This window comes from Janthinobacterium leeuwenhoeki (genome assembly GCF_051380795.1).
Classification (GTDB): domain Bacteria; phylum Pseudomonadota; class Gammaproteobacteria; order Burkholderiales; family Burkholderiaceae_D; genus Janthinobacterium.
The window spans coordinates 19,056-36,779 of sequence record NZ_JBNYXT010000013.1 but is presented as its reverse complement, the minus strand read 5'-3'; the positions used below and the strand labels follow the sequence as shown (position 1 = coordinate 36,779).

Here is a 17,724-nt window from a genome sequence, read left to right as displayed (position 1 = left end):
TTACAGGGTGGCAGTCCAGTGGTCGAGCTGCTGCGTGGTGGCCGTCACGCCGCCGCAGACGATGACGAGCACATTGCGGTAGGGCGCCAGTTCCGGCGCCTTGCCGTAGACGGCCGCCAGCGCCGCACCGCAGGCCGGCTCCACCACCAGGCGCTGATCGGTGATAAAGCGCTGGCAGGCGTCGACGGCGGCCTGGTCCGACACCACCACGCTGTGCAACAGGCGCGTCTGGCTGATGGCGTAGGCTTGTGCGCAGACCTGGCGCGCGGCCAGCGACGTGGCGATGCTGCTCACGGCCGGCAGGGCCACGTGTTCGCGCGCGGCGACGGCGGCGGCCAGCGAAGCGGCGCCTTGCGTTTCCACGGCCACCAGGGCCACGTCATCCCAGCCGTTGCGCTGCAAGCCTTCGGCCACGCCGGCCAGCAAGCCGCCGCCGCCCACCGACAGCACCACCGCGTCCGGTTTCAGGCCCGCGCGGGCCACTTCATCGATCATGCCGGCATGGCCCTGCCACAGCAGCGCGTCGTCGAAGGGATGCAAAAAGGCGTCTTGCGGCGTGAGCATCGACTGCGCCAGCGCGTTCGCTTCCTGCCACGCGGCGCCGTGCACGATGACTTCGGCGCCTTCCTGCGCGATCAGGGCCTTGGCCCGCGCGCTGGTCGTTTCCGGCACGACGACGATGACGGGAATGCCCAGCTGGCGCCCCGCGTAGGCCACGGCGATGCCGGCATTGCCGCCGGAAGAAGAGATGAGGCGGCTGGCGCCGCGCCGCGCGTATTCTTCGCAGGCGAGGCCGATGCCGCGGATCTTGAAGGAGCCGGGCGGCTGCAAGGCTTCGAGCTTGAGCCAGATGGCGCGTTCGCTGTGCAGGCTCAGGGCGCGCGAGTTGAGCAAAGGGGTTTCGATGTGCAGGGCCATGCGTGTTCCTGGTAGACGGTCAGGCCAGCATCATAGCCGAAGCGCCCGTGCCAGCGTGTCACCCTTGCCGGGAGTGACTTAGTTCAGCGGGGCGCTCTTGAGCTGATGCGTGCGCGCCACTTCCTTCATCGCTTCGAGCAAGTCGTCGCGCAGCTGGCGCGGCAGCTGGCCGAAGAATTCCTCGTCGTTCTGGTCGGCCATCTCGGCCAGCACTGGCACCAGCGCCTCGCCTTCCGTGGTCAGTTCGATCGAATGCTGGCGGCGGTCGGCCAGCAGGATAGACTTGCTGACCATGCCCTTGCTTTCCAGGCGGTCGATCAGTTTCGAGACGGCGCCCTTGCTCATGCCCGACACTTGCGCCAGTACCGTGGGCGAAGTGCAGCCCAGGCGGAACATTTCGCGCAGCACCACCCACTCGGAGACCGTCACGCCATTGGCTTCGGCTTTTTTCTGAAAACTATGGGAAACGTGGTTGGAAACGAAACGCAGCCAGTAACCGAGATGGGCTTCCAGTTCGCTGACGGGGACGCTGTTGGGATGGGCGGCTTGCGGCGTGGCGGCCGTTTCAAAATTATGGCTCATTTCTCTTCCTTCACTGTGCGGCGTTGCCGGCATGGTTAAGGCCTTCACGCTTGCTGTCGAGTGGTTTGTTTGGGAACAATCATCGTGCTTGAGGTAGTTTTAACACTGTTTTCACAGGAAATCACTTACCGGCAAAGAGGTTTTCCTTTTTTTCTTGCTCTGTATAAATAAAAAGCAATAACAAGCAAATAATCGTATTGCCGGACAGGAAGACTAAAAAAATAACTCTTGTTGCATCAATGGTAACAGCATTTTTGCCGAATTGATAAATATTTCATATCATTCCGCGAGCTTGCCCACATACGACGTATTGCCCACGCGACAGTGCGAGGTTTTCTTGCAGAAATGCGGCCCGCTCAGGCCAGTACCACCTTCACGCCCGCTTCGCGCAATACTTCGGCAAAGCGGGGCGGTGGCGGCGCATCCGTAAACAAGATGTCGACTTGCGCCAGGTCGGCCAGGCGCACCAGCGCCTTGCGGCCGAATTTATGCTGGTCGGCCACCAGCCACACTTCGCGCGACTGTTCGATGATGGCTTGCGCCACCTTCACTTCGCGCGCATCGAAGTCGCGCAGGCTGCCGTCTTCGTCGATGCTGGAAATGCCGATGATGCCGATGTCGACCTTGAACTGGCGGATGAAGTCGATGGTGGCTTCGCCCACGATGCCGCGGTCGCGCCCGCGCACCACGCCGCCGGCCACGATGACTTCGCAGGCGGCGTTGTCGGCCAGAATGGCGGCCACGTTCAGGTTGTTCGTTACCACGTGCAAGCCCGTGTGCCGGCCCAGCGCGCGCGCCACTTCCTCGGTCGTCGTGCCGATATTGATCAAGAGCGAACAGCCATGCGGCACCTGCGCGGCGACGGCGGCGGCGATGCGCCGCTTGGCGTCGCTGTTGAACACTTGCCGCTGGCTGTAATCGATGTTTTCCACGGACGAAGGCAAGCCGACCCCGCCGTGGTAGCGGGCCAGCAGGCGCGCTTCTTCCATCTGCTTGACGTCGCGGCGCACGGTTTGCGGCGTCACGTCCAGCTGCTGGGCCAGCTCTTCGACGGACATGGTGACCTTCTGGCGCACCACTTCGAGCAGGCGGCGCTGGCGGGGATTCAAAATCATGGGTTTGTCTCTTTAAAAATCACAAACGAACAAAAACGAACAAATAGTAATGGAAATATGTTGCTATGAGTTCGTATTCTGGCGTAACCTTATCCATATTGCATTCGAATTACATCTGTATTGATCTTAACGACAGTCACCGGCGATGCCTAGTCTTTCCTCGCCGGCCTTTCCCCGACATACACGGAGTCACGATGGCGGCAGCACAGCAAGGTGTGGAGACAGCGATGGCATGCGACATGCTGGTGGTCGGCGGCGGCATCAATGGCGCCGGCATCGCGCGCGACGCGGCCGGGCGGGGCTTGTCCGTCGTGCTGTGCGAAAAGGACGACCTGGCCGCGCACACCTCGTCGGCCTCGACCAAGCTGATACACGGCGGCTTGCGCTACCTCGAATACTATGAATTCGGCCTCGTGCGCAAGGCGCTGATCGAGCGCGAAGTGCTGCTGCGCTCGGCGCCGCACATCATGTGGCCGCTGCGCTTCGTCATGCCGCATGCGCAGGGCCAGCGTCCCGCCTGGCTGATACGCGCCGGCCTGGTCCTCTACGACATGCTGGCGAAGCGGGAAATCCTGCCGGCCTCCAGCGGCATCGACCTTGAGCGCCACGCGGCCGGCACACCGTTAAAACCCCAGTTCAAGCGCGGCTTCGTGTATTCCGACGGCTGGGTCGACGATGCGCGCCTGGTGGTGCTGAATGCCGTCGACGCGGCGGACAAGGGCGCGCGCGTGCTGACGCAGACGCGCTGCGCGGCCCTGCGGCGCGACGGCGCGGGTGCGGACGCTACTTGGCAGGCGACCCTGCTGCAAGGCGACGGACGTGAACTGGCCGTGCGCGCACGCAGCGTCGTCAATGCGGCCGGGCCGTGGACGGCCGAGTTCCTGCAGCAGGCGGCACCGGGCGGAAAGGGACGGCATTTGCGCCTGATCAAGGGCAGCCATATCGTCGTCAAGCGATTGTTCGAGCATGATCATGCGTACATCTTCCAGCATCCGGACGGGCGCATCGTATTTGCCATTCCGTATGAGCACGATTTCACCCTGATCGGCACTACCGACCTTGACTATCACGGCGACACGGGCAAGGTGGAAATCGATGACGAGGAAATTCGTTACTTGTGCGAACTTTCCAGTTATTATTTCAGCAAGCCCATTGTGCCGGCTGACGTAGTCTGGACGTATGCCGGCGTGCGCCCGCTGGTGGAAGATGCGGCGGCCGATGCCAAGGCCGTCACGCGCGATTACCGCTTCGAACTGGACCAGGAAAGTGCGCCGCTGCTGAGTGTTTTCGGCGGCAAGATCACCACCTTCCGCAAGCTGGCCGAGGAGGCGCTGGATATGTTGGCGCCCTTGCTGGGCAATACGCGGCCGGCCTGGACGGCTAGCGCCTGCTTGCCCGGCGGCGATGTGTTCGGCAGCACGCCGCAGAACCGCTCCGTGCGCGAGTTCGGCCAGTTCGTGCAAGGCTTGCAGCGCGAGTATGCTTGGCTGCCGGCGGCGCTGGTGGCGCGCTATGCGCGCGCCTACGGCACGCGCATCCATCTGCTGCTCGATGGGCGGACGGACGTGCTGGCCATGGGCGAGGAAATTGCCGCCGGCCTGTACGCGGCGGAAGTTGATTATTTGCGGCGCCATGAATGGGCCGTCAGCGCGGCCGACATTCTGTGGCGGCGCTCCAAGCTGGGCTTGCACCTGCCGCGCGAGACGGCGGACACGCTCGACGCCTGGCTGTTGCAGCACCCTTTGCCGTAAGTAGCACCCTTTGCCGTAAACAAAACACGTTGGCGACCGCGCCCCGCAGAGGGTGCGGCGAAGAATAAAAAAACATCACTGGAGGAGAAGCGCGTGCAACTGGTACTGGACAAGATCAGCAGGAAGCAGGGGGCTGACGACTTTTTATATCCGATGTCGCTGGCGTTGGTGCCGGGCGCCATCAACGTCTTGCTGGGCACCACGCGTGCCGGCAAGACGACCCTGATGCGCGTGATGGCGGGCCTGGACAAGCCCAGCGGGGGCACCGTCACGGCCGATGGCGTCGACGTGACGGGCGTGCCCGTCAGCCGCCGCAACCTGGCCATGGTGTACCAGCAATTCATCAACTATCCGGCCTTCACCGTCTACGACAATATCGCCTCGCCCTTGCGCTTGCGCAAGGTGCCCGAGGAACAGATACGGACGAAAGTGCTGGCGCTGGCCGAGCGCCTGCATATCACGCCGTATCTGCAGCGCACGCCCGGAGAACTGTCGGGCGGCCAGCAGCAGCGCACGGCGCTGGGGCGCGCGCTGATCAAGGATGCGTCCTTGCTGCTGCTCGACGAACCCTTGGTGAACCTCGACTATAAGCTGCGCGAAGAATTGCGCCGCGAATTGACGGAACTGTTTTCCAGCGGCAGCACGACGGTCGTGTACGCCACCACGGAACCGCTGGAAGCGCTGCAGCTGGGCGGCCACGTGGCCGTGCTGCACGAGGGACGCTTGCTGCAGCAGGGGCCGACCCTGGACGTCTTCAACGCCCCCAATTCCATCGATGTGGCGCGCACCTTCAGCGACCCACCCATCAACCTGATCGCCGCGCGCGTGGATGCGCAGGGCGTGGCGCAGGCGGCGGACGGCCTGTCCATTCACTTGAGCGGCGAACAGCGCGCCCGCCTGGGCGACAGCACGGACGTGATCCTCGGCGTGCGCGCACACAGCCTGCATCTGTCGCCCCAGTCCGAGGGCGACGTGGCCATCGCGGCGCAGGTGGACCTGGCGGAAATCAGCGGCTCGGAAACCTATGTGCATGCGCGCCGTGGCGACCTGGCCCTGGTGGCGCAGCTGGGCGGCGTGCACAACCTGGAGATCGGCAGCGCCTGCACCGTGTATTGCCAGCCGCATGCCTTGCTGATCTTCGCGCAAGACCGCGGGCTGCTGTTTGCTCCTGGGCAATCTACGACAGGAGGAGCTTGACATGGCGCGCATCGAACTGGTCGACCTGGCCCACGCCTACAAACCGAACCCGACGGCACCCGCCGACTATGCGCTGCGGCCCATGAGCATGGAATGGCGTGACGGCGGCGCCTACGCCTTGCTGGGGCCGTCCGGCTGCGGCAAGACGACCTTGCTCAATATCATTTCCGGCCTGGTGAAACCGTCGCATGGCAAGGTGTTGTTCGACGGGAAGGACGTCACGCAACTGCCGACTGAGGCGAGGAATATCGCGCAAGTATTTCAGTTTCCCGTGATCTACGACACCATGACCGTACACGACAACCTGGCGTTTCCACTGCGCAATCGCGGCTGGAAAGAGAGCGAGGTGAAAAAGCGCGTGCAGCAGGTGGCGCAGATGCTGGAATTGACGGGCGACCTGAAATTGCGCGCCAGCGGCTTGTCCGTGGACGCCAAGCAAAAGATTTCGCTGGGGCGCGGTCTCGTGCGTCCCGACGTGGCGGCCGTGCTGTTCGATGAACCGCTGACGGTGATCGACCCGCACCTGAAATGGCTGCTGCGCAGAAAGTTGAAGGAAATCCACCACGAACTGAAGTTATCACTGATCTACGTCACGCACGACCAGGTGGAAGCGCTGACCTTTGCCGACCAGGTGGTCGTCATGACGCAGGGTGAAGTGGTGCAGACGGGCAGCGCGCAAGCCCTGTTCGAGGAACCGGAGCACACGTTTGTCGGCTATTTCATCGGCAACCCGGGCATGAACTTGCTCGATTGCACCCTCGACGATGGTGGCGTGCGCGTGGCGGGCCAGGCACTGGCCGTGTCCGCCGCCGTCCGCGCGGCCCTGGCTGGCGCGCAAGGGAAAATCACGCTGGGCGTGCGGCCGGAATTCGTCGAATGCCGGCAAGCAGGCGAGGGTGGCGAGGCTACGCTGGATGCCACGGTCACGGCCGTGCGCAACATGGGCACGCATTACCTGGCGGAATTCCAGCTGGGTGGCGCCACGGTGGCGGCCAAGCTGCGCGCCATCGATGCCGTACCCGGGGATGCTGTGCGGCTGCGCTTTCCGCCGCAACGCACCCTTTTCTATGTCAACGATAAGCGGGTGGCCTGATGATACATAACGGTAAAACCGATAACAACCGCCGCGCCTGGCTATTGATCCTGCCCGTGCTGTTGTGCGTGGCCTTTTCCGCCATCCTGCCCCTGATGACGGTGGTCAATTATTCCGTGCAAGATATTCTGAGCCCCACGCAAAAGGTGTTCGTGGGCACGGAGTGGTTCCGCATGGTCATGCTGGACGGCGACTTGCACAGCGCCTTGCTGCGCCAGTTGCTGTTTTCCGGCTCCGTGCTGGCGATCCAGATTCCGCTGGGCATTTTGATCGCCCTGTGCATGCCGGCCGATGGCTGGAAGGCCTCGCTGGCGCTGGTGCTGATCGCGCTGCCCTTGCTGATTCCCTGGAACGTGGTGGGCACCATCTGGCAAATCTTCGGCCGCGGCGACATCGGCCTGATGGGCTACAGCCTGAACCAGCTGGGCTTTGATTACAACTACAACGGCAATTCGCTCGACGCCTGGCTGACGGTGATGGTGATGGATATCTGGCACTGGACGCCCCTGGTGGTGCTGCTGTGCTATGCGGGCTTGCGCGCCATTCCCGACGCGTATTACCAGGCAGCGCGCATCGACGGCGCCTCGCGCCTGGCCGTATTCCGCTACATCCAGCTGCCAAAACTGCGCAATGTGCTGATGATCGCCGTGTTGTTGCGTTTCATGGACAGTTTCATGATCTACACGGAACCGTTCGTGCTGACGGGCGGCGGGCCGGGCAATGCGACTACCTTTTTGTCGCAATACCTGACGCAAAAGGCCGTGGGCCAGTTCGACCTGGGGCCGGCTTCCGCCTTTTCCCTGATCTATTTCCTCATCATCCTGCTGTTCTGCTTTGTGCTGTACACGTGGATGCAGCGCGTCGGTACGGGAGACCAGAAATGATGCACAAGAAAATGAGCAGCGCCATCCTCGCCGTCTTTTTGCTGGCATCCCTGTTGCCCATCTACTGGATGCTCAACATGTCGCTCAAGACCAACGAGGAAATCGTGGGGGTCTTGAGCCTGTGGCCACAGCAACTGACGTTCGCCAACTACCACACGATCTTTACGGACCCGTCGTGGTACAGCGGCTACATCAATTCCATGATTTACGTGGCCTTGAATATGCTGATGTCGGTCACCGTCGCCTTGCCGGCCGCGTATGCTTTCTCGCGCTACAACTTCGTGGGCGACAAGCATCTGTTCTTCTGGCTGCTGACCAACCGCATGACGCCGCCGGCCGTCTTCCTCGTGCCCTTCTTCCAGCTGTATTCGACGGTGGGCCTGATGGATACGCACCTGGCTGTGGCGCTGGCGCACATGGTTTTCAACGTGCCGCTGGCCGTGTGGATACTGGAAGGCTTCATGTCCGGCGTGCCCAAGGAAATCGACGAGACGGCGTATATCGACGGCTACAGCTTCCCCCGTTTCTTCATCCGCATCTTCTTGCCGATGATCAAGTCGGGTGTGGGCGTGACAGCCTTCTTCTGCTTCATGTTCAGCTGGGTGGAACTGCTGCTGGCCCGCACCTTGACGTCCGTCAATGCCAAGCCGATTGCCGCCACTATGACGCGCACCGTCTCGGCGGCCGGCATGGACTGGGGCGTACTGGCGGCCGCCGGCGTGCTGACCATCGTGCCCGGCGCGCTGGTGATCTGGTTCGTGCGGCATTACATTGCCAAGGGTTTTGCGATGGGGAGGGTGTGACATGGAAAATACCGATAGCACAGCCAGCCTGTTCGGCTGGATGGCCTGGACGCCGGAAGTGGCCATCTTCTTCATTTGCATCGGCTTGATGCTGGCAGGCATGACGGTGTGGCAAATCCGTTCGCCCAGCATCGAGCGCAAGGGCTTTTTGCCCATGCCGACGACGCGCGGCGACCGCCTGTTCATCGGCTTGCTCACGGCAGCCTACGTGAATCTGGCGTGGGCGGGCTTCACGGAAATGCAGCAGGCGATAGGTGCTGCCATCAGTTTTGTACTTTTATTAGTGGTAATGCGTTGGGGATGACCGGCTTGCCGGTGTTGATGGAGGCCGGACCGCCAGCAGGCGGCCGGTAAAAACTATAAAAGGAGATTCACGATGAAATTGAAGTTTACGGTCTTCGCGGCTGCGGCCATGCTCGTGTCGAATGCGGCCCTGGCCGACGCCAAGCAGGCGCAAACCTGGATCGACAAGGAATTCCAGCCATCCAGCCTGAGCAAGCAGCAACAGCTTGCCGAAATGAAATGGTTCATCGATGCGGCGGCCAAGCTGAAAGCCAAGGGCATCAAGGAAATTTCCGTGGTCTCGGAAACCATCGACACCCACGTCTACGAATCGAAGACGCTGGCCAAGGCCTTCGAGGAAATCACGGGCATCAAGGTGCGCCACGACATCATCCAGGAAGGCGACGTGGTGGAAAAGCTGCAGACCTCCATGCAGTCCGGCAAGAGTATCTATGACGGCTGGATTTCCGATTCCGACCTGATCGGCACGCACTACCGCTATGGCGCCGTGGAACCCCTGTCCGACTACATGGCCGCCAAGGGCAAGGAATTCACGAATCCCGGCCTGGACCTGAAGGATTTCATCGGCATCAGCTTTACCACGGCGCCGGACGGCAAGGTGTACCAGCTGCCCGACCAGCAATTTGCCAACCTGTACTGGTTCCGCGCCGACTGGTTCGCGCGCAAGGATTTGCAAGCCAAGTTCAAGGCCAAGTATGGTTACGAGCTGGGCGTGCCGCAGAACTGGTCCGCGTATGAAGATATCGCCGACTTTTTTACCAATGACGTGAAGGAACTGGACGGCAAGAAAGTCTATGGCCACATGGATTACGGCAAGAAAGATCCATCGCTGGGCTGGCGCTTCACGGATGCGTGGCTGTCGATGGCTGGCGCGGCCGACAAGGGCATTCCGAATGGCATGCCGGTCGATGAGTGGGGCATCAAGGTGGCGGCCGACAAGTGCACGCCCGTGGGCGCCTCGACGTCGCGCGGCGGCGCCACCAATTCACCGGCGGCCGTCTTTGCGCTGACGAAATATATCGACTGGATGAAGAAATACGCGCCGCCGCAAGCGAACGGCATGAACTTCTCGGAATCGGGCCCTGTGCCGGCGCAGGGTGAAATCGCCCAGCAAATTTTCTGGTACACGGCATTTACGGCCGGCATGACGAAACCGGGCTTGCCAGTGGTCAACAAGGATGGCACGCCGAAATGGCGCATGGCGCCGTCGCCGCACGGCCCGTACTGGAAAGAGGGCATGCAGAACGGCTACCAGGACGTCGGTTCCTGGTTCCTGTTCAAGTCCACGCCGGATGACCGCAAGGCCGCCGCCTGGCTGTACGCGCAATTCGTCACCTCGAAAACCGTGTCGTTGAAGAAATCGATCGTCGGCCTGACCTTCATCCGCGATTCCGACATCCGCCATGATTATTTTACGAAACACGCGAACGAGTACGGCGGCTTGATCGAGTTCTACCGCAGCCCGGCCCGCGTGGCATGGACGCCGACGGGCAACAATGTGCCCGACTATCCGAAGCTGGCGCAGCTGTGGTGGAAGAACGTGGCCACGGCGATTACGGCGGAAAAAACGCCGCAAGCCGCCATGGACAATCTGGCCGAGGAAATGGACCAGGTCATGGCGCGCTTGCAGCGGGCCGGCATGAAAGCGTGCGCGCCCAAGCTCAATGCCAAGGGTGACCCGAACCAGTATCTGTCGGACCAGCACGCCCCATGGAAAAAGCTGGCGAATGAAAAGCCGAAGGGTGAAACGATTGCCTACGATAAATTATTGCAGGCTTGGAAAGAAGGCAAGGTAAGGTAGTCGTGTAAGCTTCTGCCGCCGTTGTTCCGGGGCACGGGCGTTTGCCTGTGCCCCTTTCACTGTAAAGACGTAGTAGCGACCATGACCAAATACATACTTGCTGTAGACCAGGGCACCACCAGTTCGCGCGCCATCCTGTTCGACCATGCGGGCCGGCCGCACGCCAGCGCGCAGCGGGAATTCCGCCAGATTTTCCCCCAGCCGGGCTGGGTTGAGCATGACGCCAACGAAATATGGGCTTCGCAAGAGGGCGTGCTGCAGCAGGTGCTGCGCGACAGCGGCGTGGCCGCATCCGACGTGGCCGCCATCGGCGTGACCAACCAGCGCGAAACGACGGTGCTGTGGGACCGCGCCACGGGTGAGCCTGTCGCCAACGCCATCGTCTGGCAAGACCGGCGCAATGCGGCTTACTGCGAGCAACTGGTCGAACAGGGCAAGGCGGACCTGATCCAGAAAAAAACGGGTCTGGTGCTGGACGCGTATTTTTCCGCCACCAAACTCAAATGGCTGCTCGACAACGTACCCGGCGCCCGCGCGCGCGCCGAACGGGGAGAATTGGCCTTCGGCACGGTCGACAGCTGGCTGATCTACAAGATGAGCGGCGCCCACTTGACGGACACGAGCAACGCGGCGCGCACCATGCTGTTCAATATCCACACCCTGCAATGGGACACGGACCTGCTGGCGCTGCTGGACATTCCCGCTTCCCTGCTGCCCGACGTCGTGCCATCTTGCGGCGTGGCGGCGCACACGCACGCAGCACTGCTGGGTATCTCCGTGCCGATCGCCGGCATCGCGGGCGACCAGCAGGCCGCCACCTTCGGCCAGGCGTGCCTGAAACCGGGCATGGCGAAGAATACCTACGGCACGGGCTGCTTCATGCTGATGAATGTGGGCAAGCGCCCCTTGCCCTCGAAAAACCGGCTCTTGACGACGGTGGGCTGGAGCCTGGGCCCTGATGCAAATCAAACCGATTATTTGCTCGAAGGCAGCGCCTTTATCGCGGGCGCGGCCGTGCAATGGATGCGCGACGGCATCGGCATCATCCGCGACTCGTCCGAAGTGGAAGCGCTGGCCACCAGCGTGCCCGATTCGGGCGGCCTGGTCTTCGTCCCCGCGTTCGCCGGACTCGGCGCGCCGTACTGGGATCCGTATGCGCGCGGCACCTTGATCGGCATCACGCGCGGCACGGGCAAAGCGCATATTGCGCGCGCAGCATTGGAAGGCGTGGCCTACCAGAACGTGGACGTCTTGTCCGCCATGCAGGATGACGCGGGCATCGCGCTTTCCGAATTGCGCGTCGATGGCGGCGCGGCCCGCAACGACATGCTGATGCAGTTCCAGGCCGACATATTAAATGTGCCCGTGGTGCGCCCCGTGGTGACGGAAACGACAGCCCTGGGCGCCGCCTACCTGGCGGGCCTGGCCGTGGGTTTCTGGGAGTCGCAGGAAGAAATCGCCGCCCAGTGGCAGGTGGGGCGCCGTTTCGAGCCGAAGATGGCGGCCGACGAGCGCCTGACGCGGCTGCATAAATGGCAGCGGGCCGTGGAGCGCTCGCGCGACTGGAGCGAGTGAGCCTGGGAATAATCCGCGATCAGGGCCGCGCGTAATACACGGCGTAGCCCACCGTTTCACGCGGCACGGAATACAGGTCGCGCAGTTCAAAATACGGTGCGTGCACATTGCCACTGACGGCGATGCCGGCCCGCTCAAGCGCCAGCCGGAAGCGGGGCACGTGAAAATATTGCGTGGCCACCATAGCTGTCTTCCACCCGTGTGTACGCATCAGGGCCGCCGCGTTGCGCGCCGTGGCGTCCGTGGTCCAGCCTTGATTATCCTCAACGATGGCGCTGGCCGGCACGCCACGCGACTGCAGGTAGCGGGCCATCGATGCCGCCTCGTCAAAACCTTCCTTGCCCGTCGCCCCGCTGACGAGGATGCGCGGCGCCCTGTGTTGCTGGAACTGCTTGAGCGCCACGTCGAGCCGCGCCCGCAGGCGGGGGCTGGGCGTGCCATCGGGCAGGATCGTATTGCCCGGCACGACGATCACGTCGGCCGGGGCCAGCTTGTCGTGTAGTCCCGCCAGCACCAGTGCGGCCGTGGCCAGCAGGAACATAGCAACGGCGATTGAACCCAGCACAGTTATTTTTCGCATCGATCATCATCAAGTAGGGAATGGATGCATGATACCCGTCCATTCCGGCCAGCGTCAGTTCGCCTGCGCTTTGCGCGCGCGCTGGTTCGACAGATAAATATTGTCCTTTTCCAGCGGCTTGCCTTCACGCACGGCAGCCAGCCAGTCCTCGGTGCTGACGACGGCGGCGAAATTCGAATGAAATACAGTGCAAAAGACGCGGTGGATTTCCTCGGCGCTGGCCGCGCCGCCCGCATTCGCGTAGGGCAGGGTGCCTGTGGCGTCCTGCAGGAACTCGACCTGCAAGCCGTCGTGCGCGGCGTGGTAGATGGTGGCCGCGTCGCAGTTGTGCGTCATGTAGCCGATCACGCTCAGGGTGTCGATGCCACGGCCCTCCAGCCAGGCGCGCAGGTCCGTGCCTGCAAAGGCGCTGCCCATGGACTTGTTGATGTGGTGCTCGGCAGGGAATGCTGAGACGGCCGGATGCAGTTGCCAGCCGTCGCTGCCCCTGGCGAAGATGGGGGAAGTTTCCGGCGTATCGTGCTGCACGATGATGACGGGCACGCCGGCGGCGCGGGCGGCAGCCATGGCCTGCACGATGTTGGGCAAGGAAATGTCGACGGACGGATATTCGATGGGCATGTCGCCCGTGAAGTATTCGTTTTGCACATCGATGACGAGCAGGGCGCGGCGCGGGGTGGTGGTGTTGGACATGCGTGACTCCTGAATGGTTGAAAGAGGAAGGACTTCCCCGATACAGCCATTTTCAAGCCGTGCGGCGCAAACAAAAAGTGGCCCGAAGGCCTATCTGCGATAAAATCGGGCCATGCCTACTATTCCTGCTTCGTCCTCCCCCTTGAGCGTGGCCGTGATCGCCTTTGACGGCATGACGCCATTCCACTTGTCCGTGCCTTGCCTCGTGTTTGGCGCCCAGACGGACGAGGCCGACCTGCCGCCTTTTCACGTGCGCGTGTGCGCCGCCGATCCCGTGCCCCTGCGCACGGCGGCCGGTTTCGGCATCACGCCCGAGTTCGGCCTTGAAGGGCTGGAGGGCGCCGATATCGTCATCATGCCGGCCTGGCACGACGATTGCCGCGATGCGGCGGCGCCCCTGGTCGCGGCGCTGCAGGCAGCCAGTGGGCGCGGTGCGCGCATGGTGGGCCTGTGCCTGGGCGCGTTTCCCCTGGCGCAGGCGGGCTTGTTGGATGGCAAGTGCGCTGCCACGCACTGGGGCATGGCGGACCGGCTGGCGGCCCGCTATCCCAAGGTCAGGGTGGACCGGGAAGTGCTGTACGTGGATGATGGCGCAGTACTCACCTCGGCCGGCGTGGCGGCCGGTCTCGATTGTTGCCTGTACCTGCTGCGCCAGCTGGCGGGCGCCGATGTGGCCAACCGGGTGGCGCGCCGGCTGCTGGTGGCGCCGCACCGCCAGGGCGGGCAGGCGCAATTCATCGAGCGTCCGCTGCCCGTGTCCGGCAGCGAAGGGCGCTTTGCCGACGTGCTCGCTTGCGTGACGGCCAGCCTGGGCCAGGCGCACTGCATCGACGCGCTGGCGGAACGGGCCGCCATGAGCCGGCGCAACTTCACGCGCCACTTCCGCCTGGTCATGGGCACGTCGTTCAAGCAGTGGTTGCTGAACCAGCGCCTGGCGCATGCGCAAGGCTTGCTGGAGAAAAGCGCGGCCTCGATCGACGTCGTGGCGCAAGAGGCCGGCTTCGGCACGGCCCTGTCGCTGCGCCAGCATTTCCGGGCGAATTTGCAGACGTCGCCCTCGGCGTATCGCAAGCTGTTCCGCCAGCAATCAGGCCAGGTCGGGCAGCCATAGCGCCGCCGGGTCGCGGCTGCCCTGGGCCAGCCTCGCGCTGACGGTGATTTGCCGCGCAAGGAAGGCGGCCGGCTCGAAGGCGTAGCGTTCCTGGAAGGACACGGTTTCCGCGCTCATCAGTTCGGCATACGTCTGCATCAGGGTCGAGGCCGATACATGGTTGCCTTGCTCCAGGTAGGTGGTTATGGCGGCCAGCAGCACGGGGTAATCCCCATTTTCCTTGCTGCCGCCAAAGTTGAACGACAATTGCCCGCAGGCGCGCCAGATGGGGTCAAGTTCCCCCGCCGGCACCGGCTGCGTACGCAGCCATTGCAAGGCCTTGAATGGCGGGCCGCCCAATGACGGTGGCGAAATGATGGCCTGGATGGCCACCTTGACGGCTGCATCGATTCTTCCCGCGCGCACATACTGGCCATGCAGCAGCACCAGCGCATCCGTATATTCGGGCAGGATGGCCAGCGCCGCTTCCAGCAGCGCGATGGCCGCGTCCGGGTTGCGTTGCGCGATCTGTTCCTTGGCCTCCAGGAAAGCGGCGCGCGGCGAGGCGGGATCGTCGTCCAGCGACGGCGTACCGACATACTCATCCTCCGCTGCTGCGTAGGCTTGCAAAAACGCCGTCAGGCAGGAAAAGTGCGGCTGGATACGCCATTCGTCGTGCCAGGTTTCGACGACGATGGGTTCGTAGGCCTCGCGCCCGATGGGCCAGTACAGGCCGAAAGTATCGCCATTGCCCAGCGCGCCTTCGGCGAACGGGGTGAATCCGAGCGGTGGGTACGCAGTCGTGTGTTGCCAGTCTTGTTGCGCCGAGATATGGGCGAGGCTTGCGGGTAGTTGCATGGAGGCACCGGAGGAAAAAACGCCAGTGTAGAACAAGAGGACGCGGCGGGTGCGTCCCCATGGCTTGCTTGTGCGACCTACTTGCGCGGCTCGTGTATTCGGAATTTCCTGACGATGCCGGCCTGGTCGAACATCACGGCCACTTCGCGCGTGCCTTTGTCGCCCAGCAGAGGGATCAGCCGCGTCACCTTGGGTGTTTGCAGCTGGTTCTTGTAGACCCAGACTTCATAACCGGGATCGAAGCTGACGACAGTGGCGTTGCCCAGGGCCGCGTCGAGGTCGAGGCGGGTGGTCTTGCCGACCTGGATGTTCTGATAGATGGCGCCATTGTCCGGCGCGCGGTTGACCTTGTATTCACTGGCGGTGCACATGGCCACGGCCAGGCCCGCGAGGCAGGAAGCTGCCAGTTTTATCAATGTGTTCATATGGACTCCCAGTGTGCATCACTGCTTCCAATCTCAGAGGGGACGGGCGTGATGTCAGGATGGAGTGTGCTTGGGTCGCCACGAATGTGCTACAAGATTATACAAAGGCGCACAAAACGATGCTGCCGGTACCAGTAGACGGTACTTTTACCGGCTCTGCAATACCTCGGTCGACAGCGCCAGGGTTTCCTTTATTTCTTCCATCACCACATAGCTCTTCGATTGCGCGGCGCCGGGCAGCTGCAGCAGCATGTCGCCCAGCAGCTTGCGGTATTCGGCCATTTCATGGATGCGCGCCTTGATCAGGTAATCGAAGTCGCCCGACACCAGGTGGCATTCCTGCACTTCGGGAATTTGCAGCACTTCGCGGCGGAATTGCTCGAAGGCAGACGCGGATTTTTGATTGAGCGTAATCTCTACAAAGACGAGCAGCTTGGCGCCCAGCGCGGCCGGGTTCACCTTGGCATGGTAGCCCGTGATGACGCCGTCGCGCTCCATGCGCTTGACCCGCTCGATGCAGGGCGTGATCGACAGGCCCACCTGTTCGCCCAGGTCTTTCATCGAGATACGGCCATCCTGTTGCAGGATGCGCAGGATGTGGCGGTCCAGCTTGTCGAGGCCACGTGCCGATTCTTTAAGGATTCTCATGATTTATTGCTGAATATCTCGATTTATACGTGAACAAATACTGGCTCTTTCCCAATATGATAGCGGTTAATCTGGCGTCAGCCTAAAAAATATAATGAGGAAACTATGCGTATCGTGATTCTGGGTAGCGGCGTCATCGGCGTCACCAGTGCTTACTATCTGGCCAAGGCAGGACATGAGGTGACCGTCATCGACCGCCAGCCGGGCCCGGCACTGGAAACCAGCTTCGCGAATGCGGGGCAAATCTCGCCCGGCTACGCATCGCCATGGGCCGCGCCCGGCATTCCCTTGAAAGCCGTGAAGTGGATGATGCAGCGCCATGCACCCCTGGCGATCTCGCTCGACGGCAGCGCTGCCCAGCTGAAATGGATGTGGCAAATGTTGCGTAATTGCACACCGGAAGCGTATGCCGTGAACAAGGAACGCATGGTGCGCCTGGCCGAGTACAGCCGCGACTGCTTCAAGGTGCTGCGCGCCGAGGCTGGCATCACCTATGAAGGCCGCCAGCAGGGCACGATGCAATTGTTCCGCACCGAAAAGCAATACAACGATGCCGCCAAGGATATCGAAGTATTGAAAGACGCGGGCGTGCCGTATGAAGTACTGCAACGCAACGAGCTGTCGCGCGCCGAACCGGCCCTGGAAGCGGTCAAGGATAAACTGTTCGGCGGCTTGCGCCTGCCCAACGATGAAACGGGCGATTGCCAGCTGTTTACCACGCGCCTGTCCGAGATGGCCGTGGCCCTGGGCGTGAAGTTCCGTTATGGCGTGTCCATCGATGCCTTGCTGACGCAGGGCGATGAAATCGCTGGCGTGCAATGCGGCGCGGAAATCGTCAAGGCCGATTCCTATGTGGTGGCGCTCGGTTCCTACTCGACGGGTTTCATGAAGCCGCTGCTGGACATCCCCGTGTATCCGCTGAAGGGCTATTCGATCACCGTGCCTATCGTCAATGCGGCCAAGGCGCCCGTGTCGACCATTCTCGATGAAACGTACAAGATTGCCGTGACGCGTTTCGACGACCGCATCCGCGTGGGCGGCATGGCGGAAATCGCCGGCTACAACCTGAACCTGAACCCGCGCCGCCGCGAAACCCTGGAAATGGTCGTCAACGACCTGTTCCCCGGCGGCGGCAATACGGCCGAAGCCACGTTCTGGACGGGTTTGCGCCCGATGACGCCGGACGGCACGCCGATCGTCGGCCGCACGCCGCTGCGCAACCTGTTCCTGAACACGGGCCACGGCACCCTGGGTTGGACCATGTCCTGCGGCTCGGCGCAATTGCTGGCCGACCTGATGTCGTCGAAACAACCGGCCATCCTGGCCGACGACCTGTCCGTCAGCCGCTACAGCGGCGCGCAGGGCCATGGCAAACTGCAACACGCGGCGGCCTGAGATGGCTGCCAGC

Annotated in this window: 18 protein-coding genes; 10 read left to right on the top strand and 8 right to left on the bottom strand. The window is 62.5% G+C overall.

Annotated features, from left to right (window positions below):
* The 3 genes from ACQ4WS_RS12740 to ACQ4WS_RS12730 form a co-directional block, all read right to left on the bottom strand.
* On the bottom strand, nucleotides 1-918 hold the full coding sequence (locus ACQ4WS_RS12740) for a pyridoxal-phosphate dependent enzyme (RefSeq protein ID WP_436476735.1): 918 nt from the start codon (nucleotides 916-918) through the stop codon (nucleotides 1-3).
* A 78-nt stretch (nucleotides 919-996) separates the two neighbouring features.
* Nucleotides 997-1,500: a MarR family winged helix-turn-helix transcriptional regulator gene (locus ACQ4WS_RS12735; protein ID WP_436476733.1), complete on the bottom strand. Its 504-nt coding sequence runs from the start codon at nucleotides 1,498-1,500 to the stop codon at nucleotides 997-999.
* A 356-nt stretch (nucleotides 1,501-1,856) separates the two neighbouring features.
* Nucleotides 1,857-2,615 (bottom strand): DeoR/GlpR family DNA-binding transcription regulator, encoded by a 759-nt coding sequence (locus tag ACQ4WS_RS12730; RefSeq protein WP_193316641.1) that lies wholly within the window; start codon nucleotides 2,613-2,615, stop codon nucleotides 1,857-1,859.
* Between the two features lie 194 nt (nucleotides 2,616-2,809).
* Here ACQ4WS_RS12730 and glpD point away from each other — a divergent pair, with 194 nt between their 5' ends.
* The 8 genes from glpD (at nucleotide 2,810) to glpK (ending at nucleotide 12,022) form a co-directional block, all read left to right on the top strand.
* Nucleotides 2,810-4,366 (top strand): glycerol-3-phosphate dehydrogenase, encoded by a 1,557-nt coding sequence (gene glpD, locus ACQ4WS_RS12725; RefSeq protein ID WP_436476730.1) that lies wholly within the window; start codon nucleotides 2,810-2,812, stop codon nucleotides 4,364-4,366.
* Between the two features lie 93 nt (nucleotides 4,367-4,459).
* Nucleotides 4,460-5,563, top strand: a complete 1,104-nt coding sequence (locus ACQ4WS_RS12720; protein ID WP_436476728.1) for an ABC transporter ATP-binding protein — start codon at nucleotides 4,460-4,462, stop codon at nucleotides 5,561-5,563.
* Nucleotide 5,564: 1 nt separating this feature from the next.
* Nucleotides 5,565-6,656: an ABC transporter ATP-binding protein gene (locus ACQ4WS_RS12715; protein WP_436476726.1), complete on the top strand. Its 1,092-nt coding sequence runs from the start codon at nucleotides 5,565-5,567 to the stop codon at nucleotides 6,654-6,656.
* Nucleotides 6,656-7,540, top strand: a complete 885-nt coding sequence (locus tag ACQ4WS_RS12710) for a carbohydrate ABC transporter permease (protein WP_099667330.1) — start codon at nucleotides 6,656-6,658, stop codon at nucleotides 7,538-7,540. The genes ACQ4WS_RS12715 and ACQ4WS_RS12710 overlap by 1 nt, the downstream gene beginning before the upstream one ends.
* The gene (locus ACQ4WS_RS12705; protein ID WP_436476723.1) at nucleotides 7,537-8,343 is read left to right on the top strand and encodes a carbohydrate ABC transporter permease; all 807 of its coding nucleotides are present in this window, start codon (nucleotides 7,537-7,539) and stop codon (nucleotides 8,341-8,343) included. Before ACQ4WS_RS12710 ends, ACQ4WS_RS12705 begins: the two co-directional genes overlap by 4 nt.
* A 28-nt stretch (nucleotides 8,344-8,371) precedes the next feature.
* The gene (locus ACQ4WS_RS12700) at nucleotides 8,372-8,647 is read left to right on the top strand and encodes a DUF2160 domain-containing protein (RefSeq protein WP_034779613.1); all 276 of its coding nucleotides are present in this window, start codon (nucleotides 8,372-8,374) and stop codon (nucleotides 8,645-8,647) included.
* A 72-nt stretch (nucleotides 8,648-8,719) separates the two neighbouring features.
* On the top strand, nucleotides 8,720-10,447 hold the full coding sequence (locus ACQ4WS_RS12695) for an ABC transporter substrate-binding protein (protein WP_436476721.1): 1,728 nt from the start codon (nucleotides 8,720-8,722) through the stop codon (nucleotides 10,445-10,447).
* A gap of 81 nt (nucleotides 10,448-10,528) precedes the next feature.
* Entirely contained in the window at nucleotides 10,529-12,022 is a 1,494-nt protein-coding gene (glpK, locus tag ACQ4WS_RS12690; protein WP_436476719.1) for a glycerol kinase GlpK, read from the top strand.
* Nucleotides 12,023-12,041: 19 nt separating this feature from the next.
* Here glpK and ACQ4WS_RS12685 read toward each other — a convergent pair whose 3' ends face one another.
* Entirely contained in the window at nucleotides 12,042-12,602 is a 561-nt protein-coding gene (locus ACQ4WS_RS12685) for a YdcF family protein (protein ID WP_436476717.1), read from the bottom strand.
* Between the two features lie 54 nt (nucleotides 12,603-12,656).
* Nucleotides 12,657-13,295, bottom strand: coding sequence for a cysteine hydrolase family protein (locus ACQ4WS_RS12680; RefSeq protein WP_436476715.1), 639 nt, complete (start codon nucleotides 13,293-13,295; stop codon nucleotides 12,657-12,659).
* A gap of 142 nt (nucleotides 13,296-13,437) precedes the next feature.
* Here ACQ4WS_RS12680 and ACQ4WS_RS12675 point away from each other — a divergent pair, with 142 nt between their 5' ends.
* Nucleotides 13,438-14,406 carry a GlxA family transcriptional regulator gene (locus ACQ4WS_RS12675; RefSeq protein WP_436476841.1) on the top strand — a complete coding sequence of 323 codons (969 nt, stop codon included), beginning with the start codon at nucleotides 13,438-13,440 and terminating at the stop codon, nucleotides 14,404-14,406.
* On the opposite strand, the gene ACQ4WS_RS12670 is transcribed toward ACQ4WS_RS12675, so the two are convergent.
* The 3 genes from ACQ4WS_RS12670 to ACQ4WS_RS12660 all read right to left on the bottom strand — a co-directional run bounded on the left by ACQ4WS_RS12670 (nucleotide 14,383) and on the right by ACQ4WS_RS12660 (nucleotide 16,316).
* Nucleotides 14,383-15,243 carry a tetratricopeptide repeat protein gene (locus ACQ4WS_RS12670; protein ID WP_436476713.1) on the bottom strand — a complete coding sequence of 287 codons (861 nt, stop codon included), beginning with the start codon at nucleotides 15,241-15,243 and terminating at the stop codon, nucleotides 14,383-14,385. The genes ACQ4WS_RS12675 and ACQ4WS_RS12670 overlap by 24 nt on opposite strands.
* A gap of 77 nt (nucleotides 15,244-15,320) precedes the next feature.
* Nucleotides 15,321-15,668, bottom strand: coding sequence for a hypothetical protein (locus tag ACQ4WS_RS12665; RefSeq protein WP_436476712.1), 348 nt, complete (start codon nucleotides 15,666-15,668; stop codon nucleotides 15,321-15,323).
* 147 nt (nucleotides 15,669-15,815) lie between these two features.
* Complete coding sequence (locus ACQ4WS_RS12660) at nucleotides 15,816-16,316, bottom strand: Lrp/AsnC ligand binding domain-containing protein (protein ID WP_353656458.1); 501 nt, start codon at nucleotides 16,314-16,316, stop codon at nucleotides 15,816-15,818.
* Between the two features lie 105 nt (nucleotides 16,317-16,421).
* Between ACQ4WS_RS12660 and ACQ4WS_RS12655 the strand changes: the two genes are divergently transcribed.
* Nucleotides 16,422-17,711, top strand: coding sequence for a D-amino acid dehydrogenase (locus ACQ4WS_RS12655; RefSeq protein ID WP_436476709.1), 1,290 nt, complete (start codon nucleotides 16,422-16,424; stop codon nucleotides 17,709-17,711).
* Nucleotides 17,712-17,724 lie beyond the last annotated feature (13 nt).

Excerpts from the sequence above, each read along its gene's own strand:
- ACQ4WS_RS12715 (WP_436476726.1), top strand. The coding sequence starts at position 5,565 with ATGGCGCGCATCGAACTGGTCGACCTGGCCCACGCCTACAAACCGAAC.
- ACQ4WS_RS12710 (WP_099667330.1), top strand. The coding sequence starts at position 6,656 with ATGATACATAACGGTAAAACCGATAACAACCGCCGCGCCTGGCTATTG.
- ACQ4WS_RS12685 (WP_436476717.1), bottom strand. The coding sequence starts at position 12,602 with ATGCGAAAAATAACTGTGCTGGGTTCAATCGCCGTTGCTATGTTCCTG.
- glpK (WP_436476719.1), top strand. The coding sequence starts at position 10,529 with ATGACCAAATACATACTTGCTGTAGACCAGGGCACCACCAGTTCGCGC.
- ACQ4WS_RS12655 (WP_436476709.1), top strand. The coding sequence starts at position 16,422 with ATGCGTATCGTGATTCTGGGTAGCGGCGTCATCGGCGTCACCAGTGCT.
- glpD (WP_436476730.1), top strand. The coding sequence starts at position 2,810 with ATGGCGGCAGCACAGCAAGGTGTGGAGACAGCGATGGCATGCGACATG.
- ACQ4WS_RS12735 (WP_436476733.1), bottom strand. The coding sequence starts at position 1,500 with ATGAGCCATAATTTTGAAACGGCCGCCACGCCGCAAGCCGCCCATCCC.
- ACQ4WS_RS12670 (WP_436476713.1), bottom strand. The coding sequence starts at position 15,243 with ATGCAACTACCCGCAAGCCTCGCCCATATCTCGGCGCAACAAGACTGG.
- ACQ4WS_RS12680 (WP_436476715.1), bottom strand. The coding sequence starts at position 13,295 with ATGTCCAACACCACCACCCCGCGCCGCGCCCTGCTCGTCATCGATGTG.
- ACQ4WS_RS12740 (WP_436476735.1), bottom strand. The coding sequence starts at position 918 with ATGGCCCTGCACATCGAAACCCCTTTGCTCAACTCGCGCGCCCTGAGC.
- ACQ4WS_RS12730 (WP_193316641.1), bottom strand. The coding sequence starts at position 2,615 with ATGATTTTGAATCCCCGCCAGCGCCGCCTGCTCGAAGTGGTGCGCCAG.
- ACQ4WS_RS12705 (WP_436476723.1), top strand. The coding sequence starts at position 7,537 with ATGATGCACAAGAAAATGAGCAGCGCCATCCTCGCCGTCTTTTTGCTG.
- ACQ4WS_RS12695 (WP_436476721.1), top strand. The coding sequence starts at position 8,720 with ATGAAATTGAAGTTTACGGTCTTCGCGGCTGCGGCCATGCTCGTGTCG.
- ACQ4WS_RS12665 (WP_436476712.1), bottom strand. The coding sequence starts at position 15,668 with ATGAACACATTGATAAAACTGGCAGCTTCCTGCCTCGCGGGCCTGGCC.
- ACQ4WS_RS12660 (WP_353656458.1), bottom strand. The coding sequence starts at position 16,316 with ATGAGAATCCTTAAAGAATCGGCACGTGGCCTCGACAAGCTGGACCGC.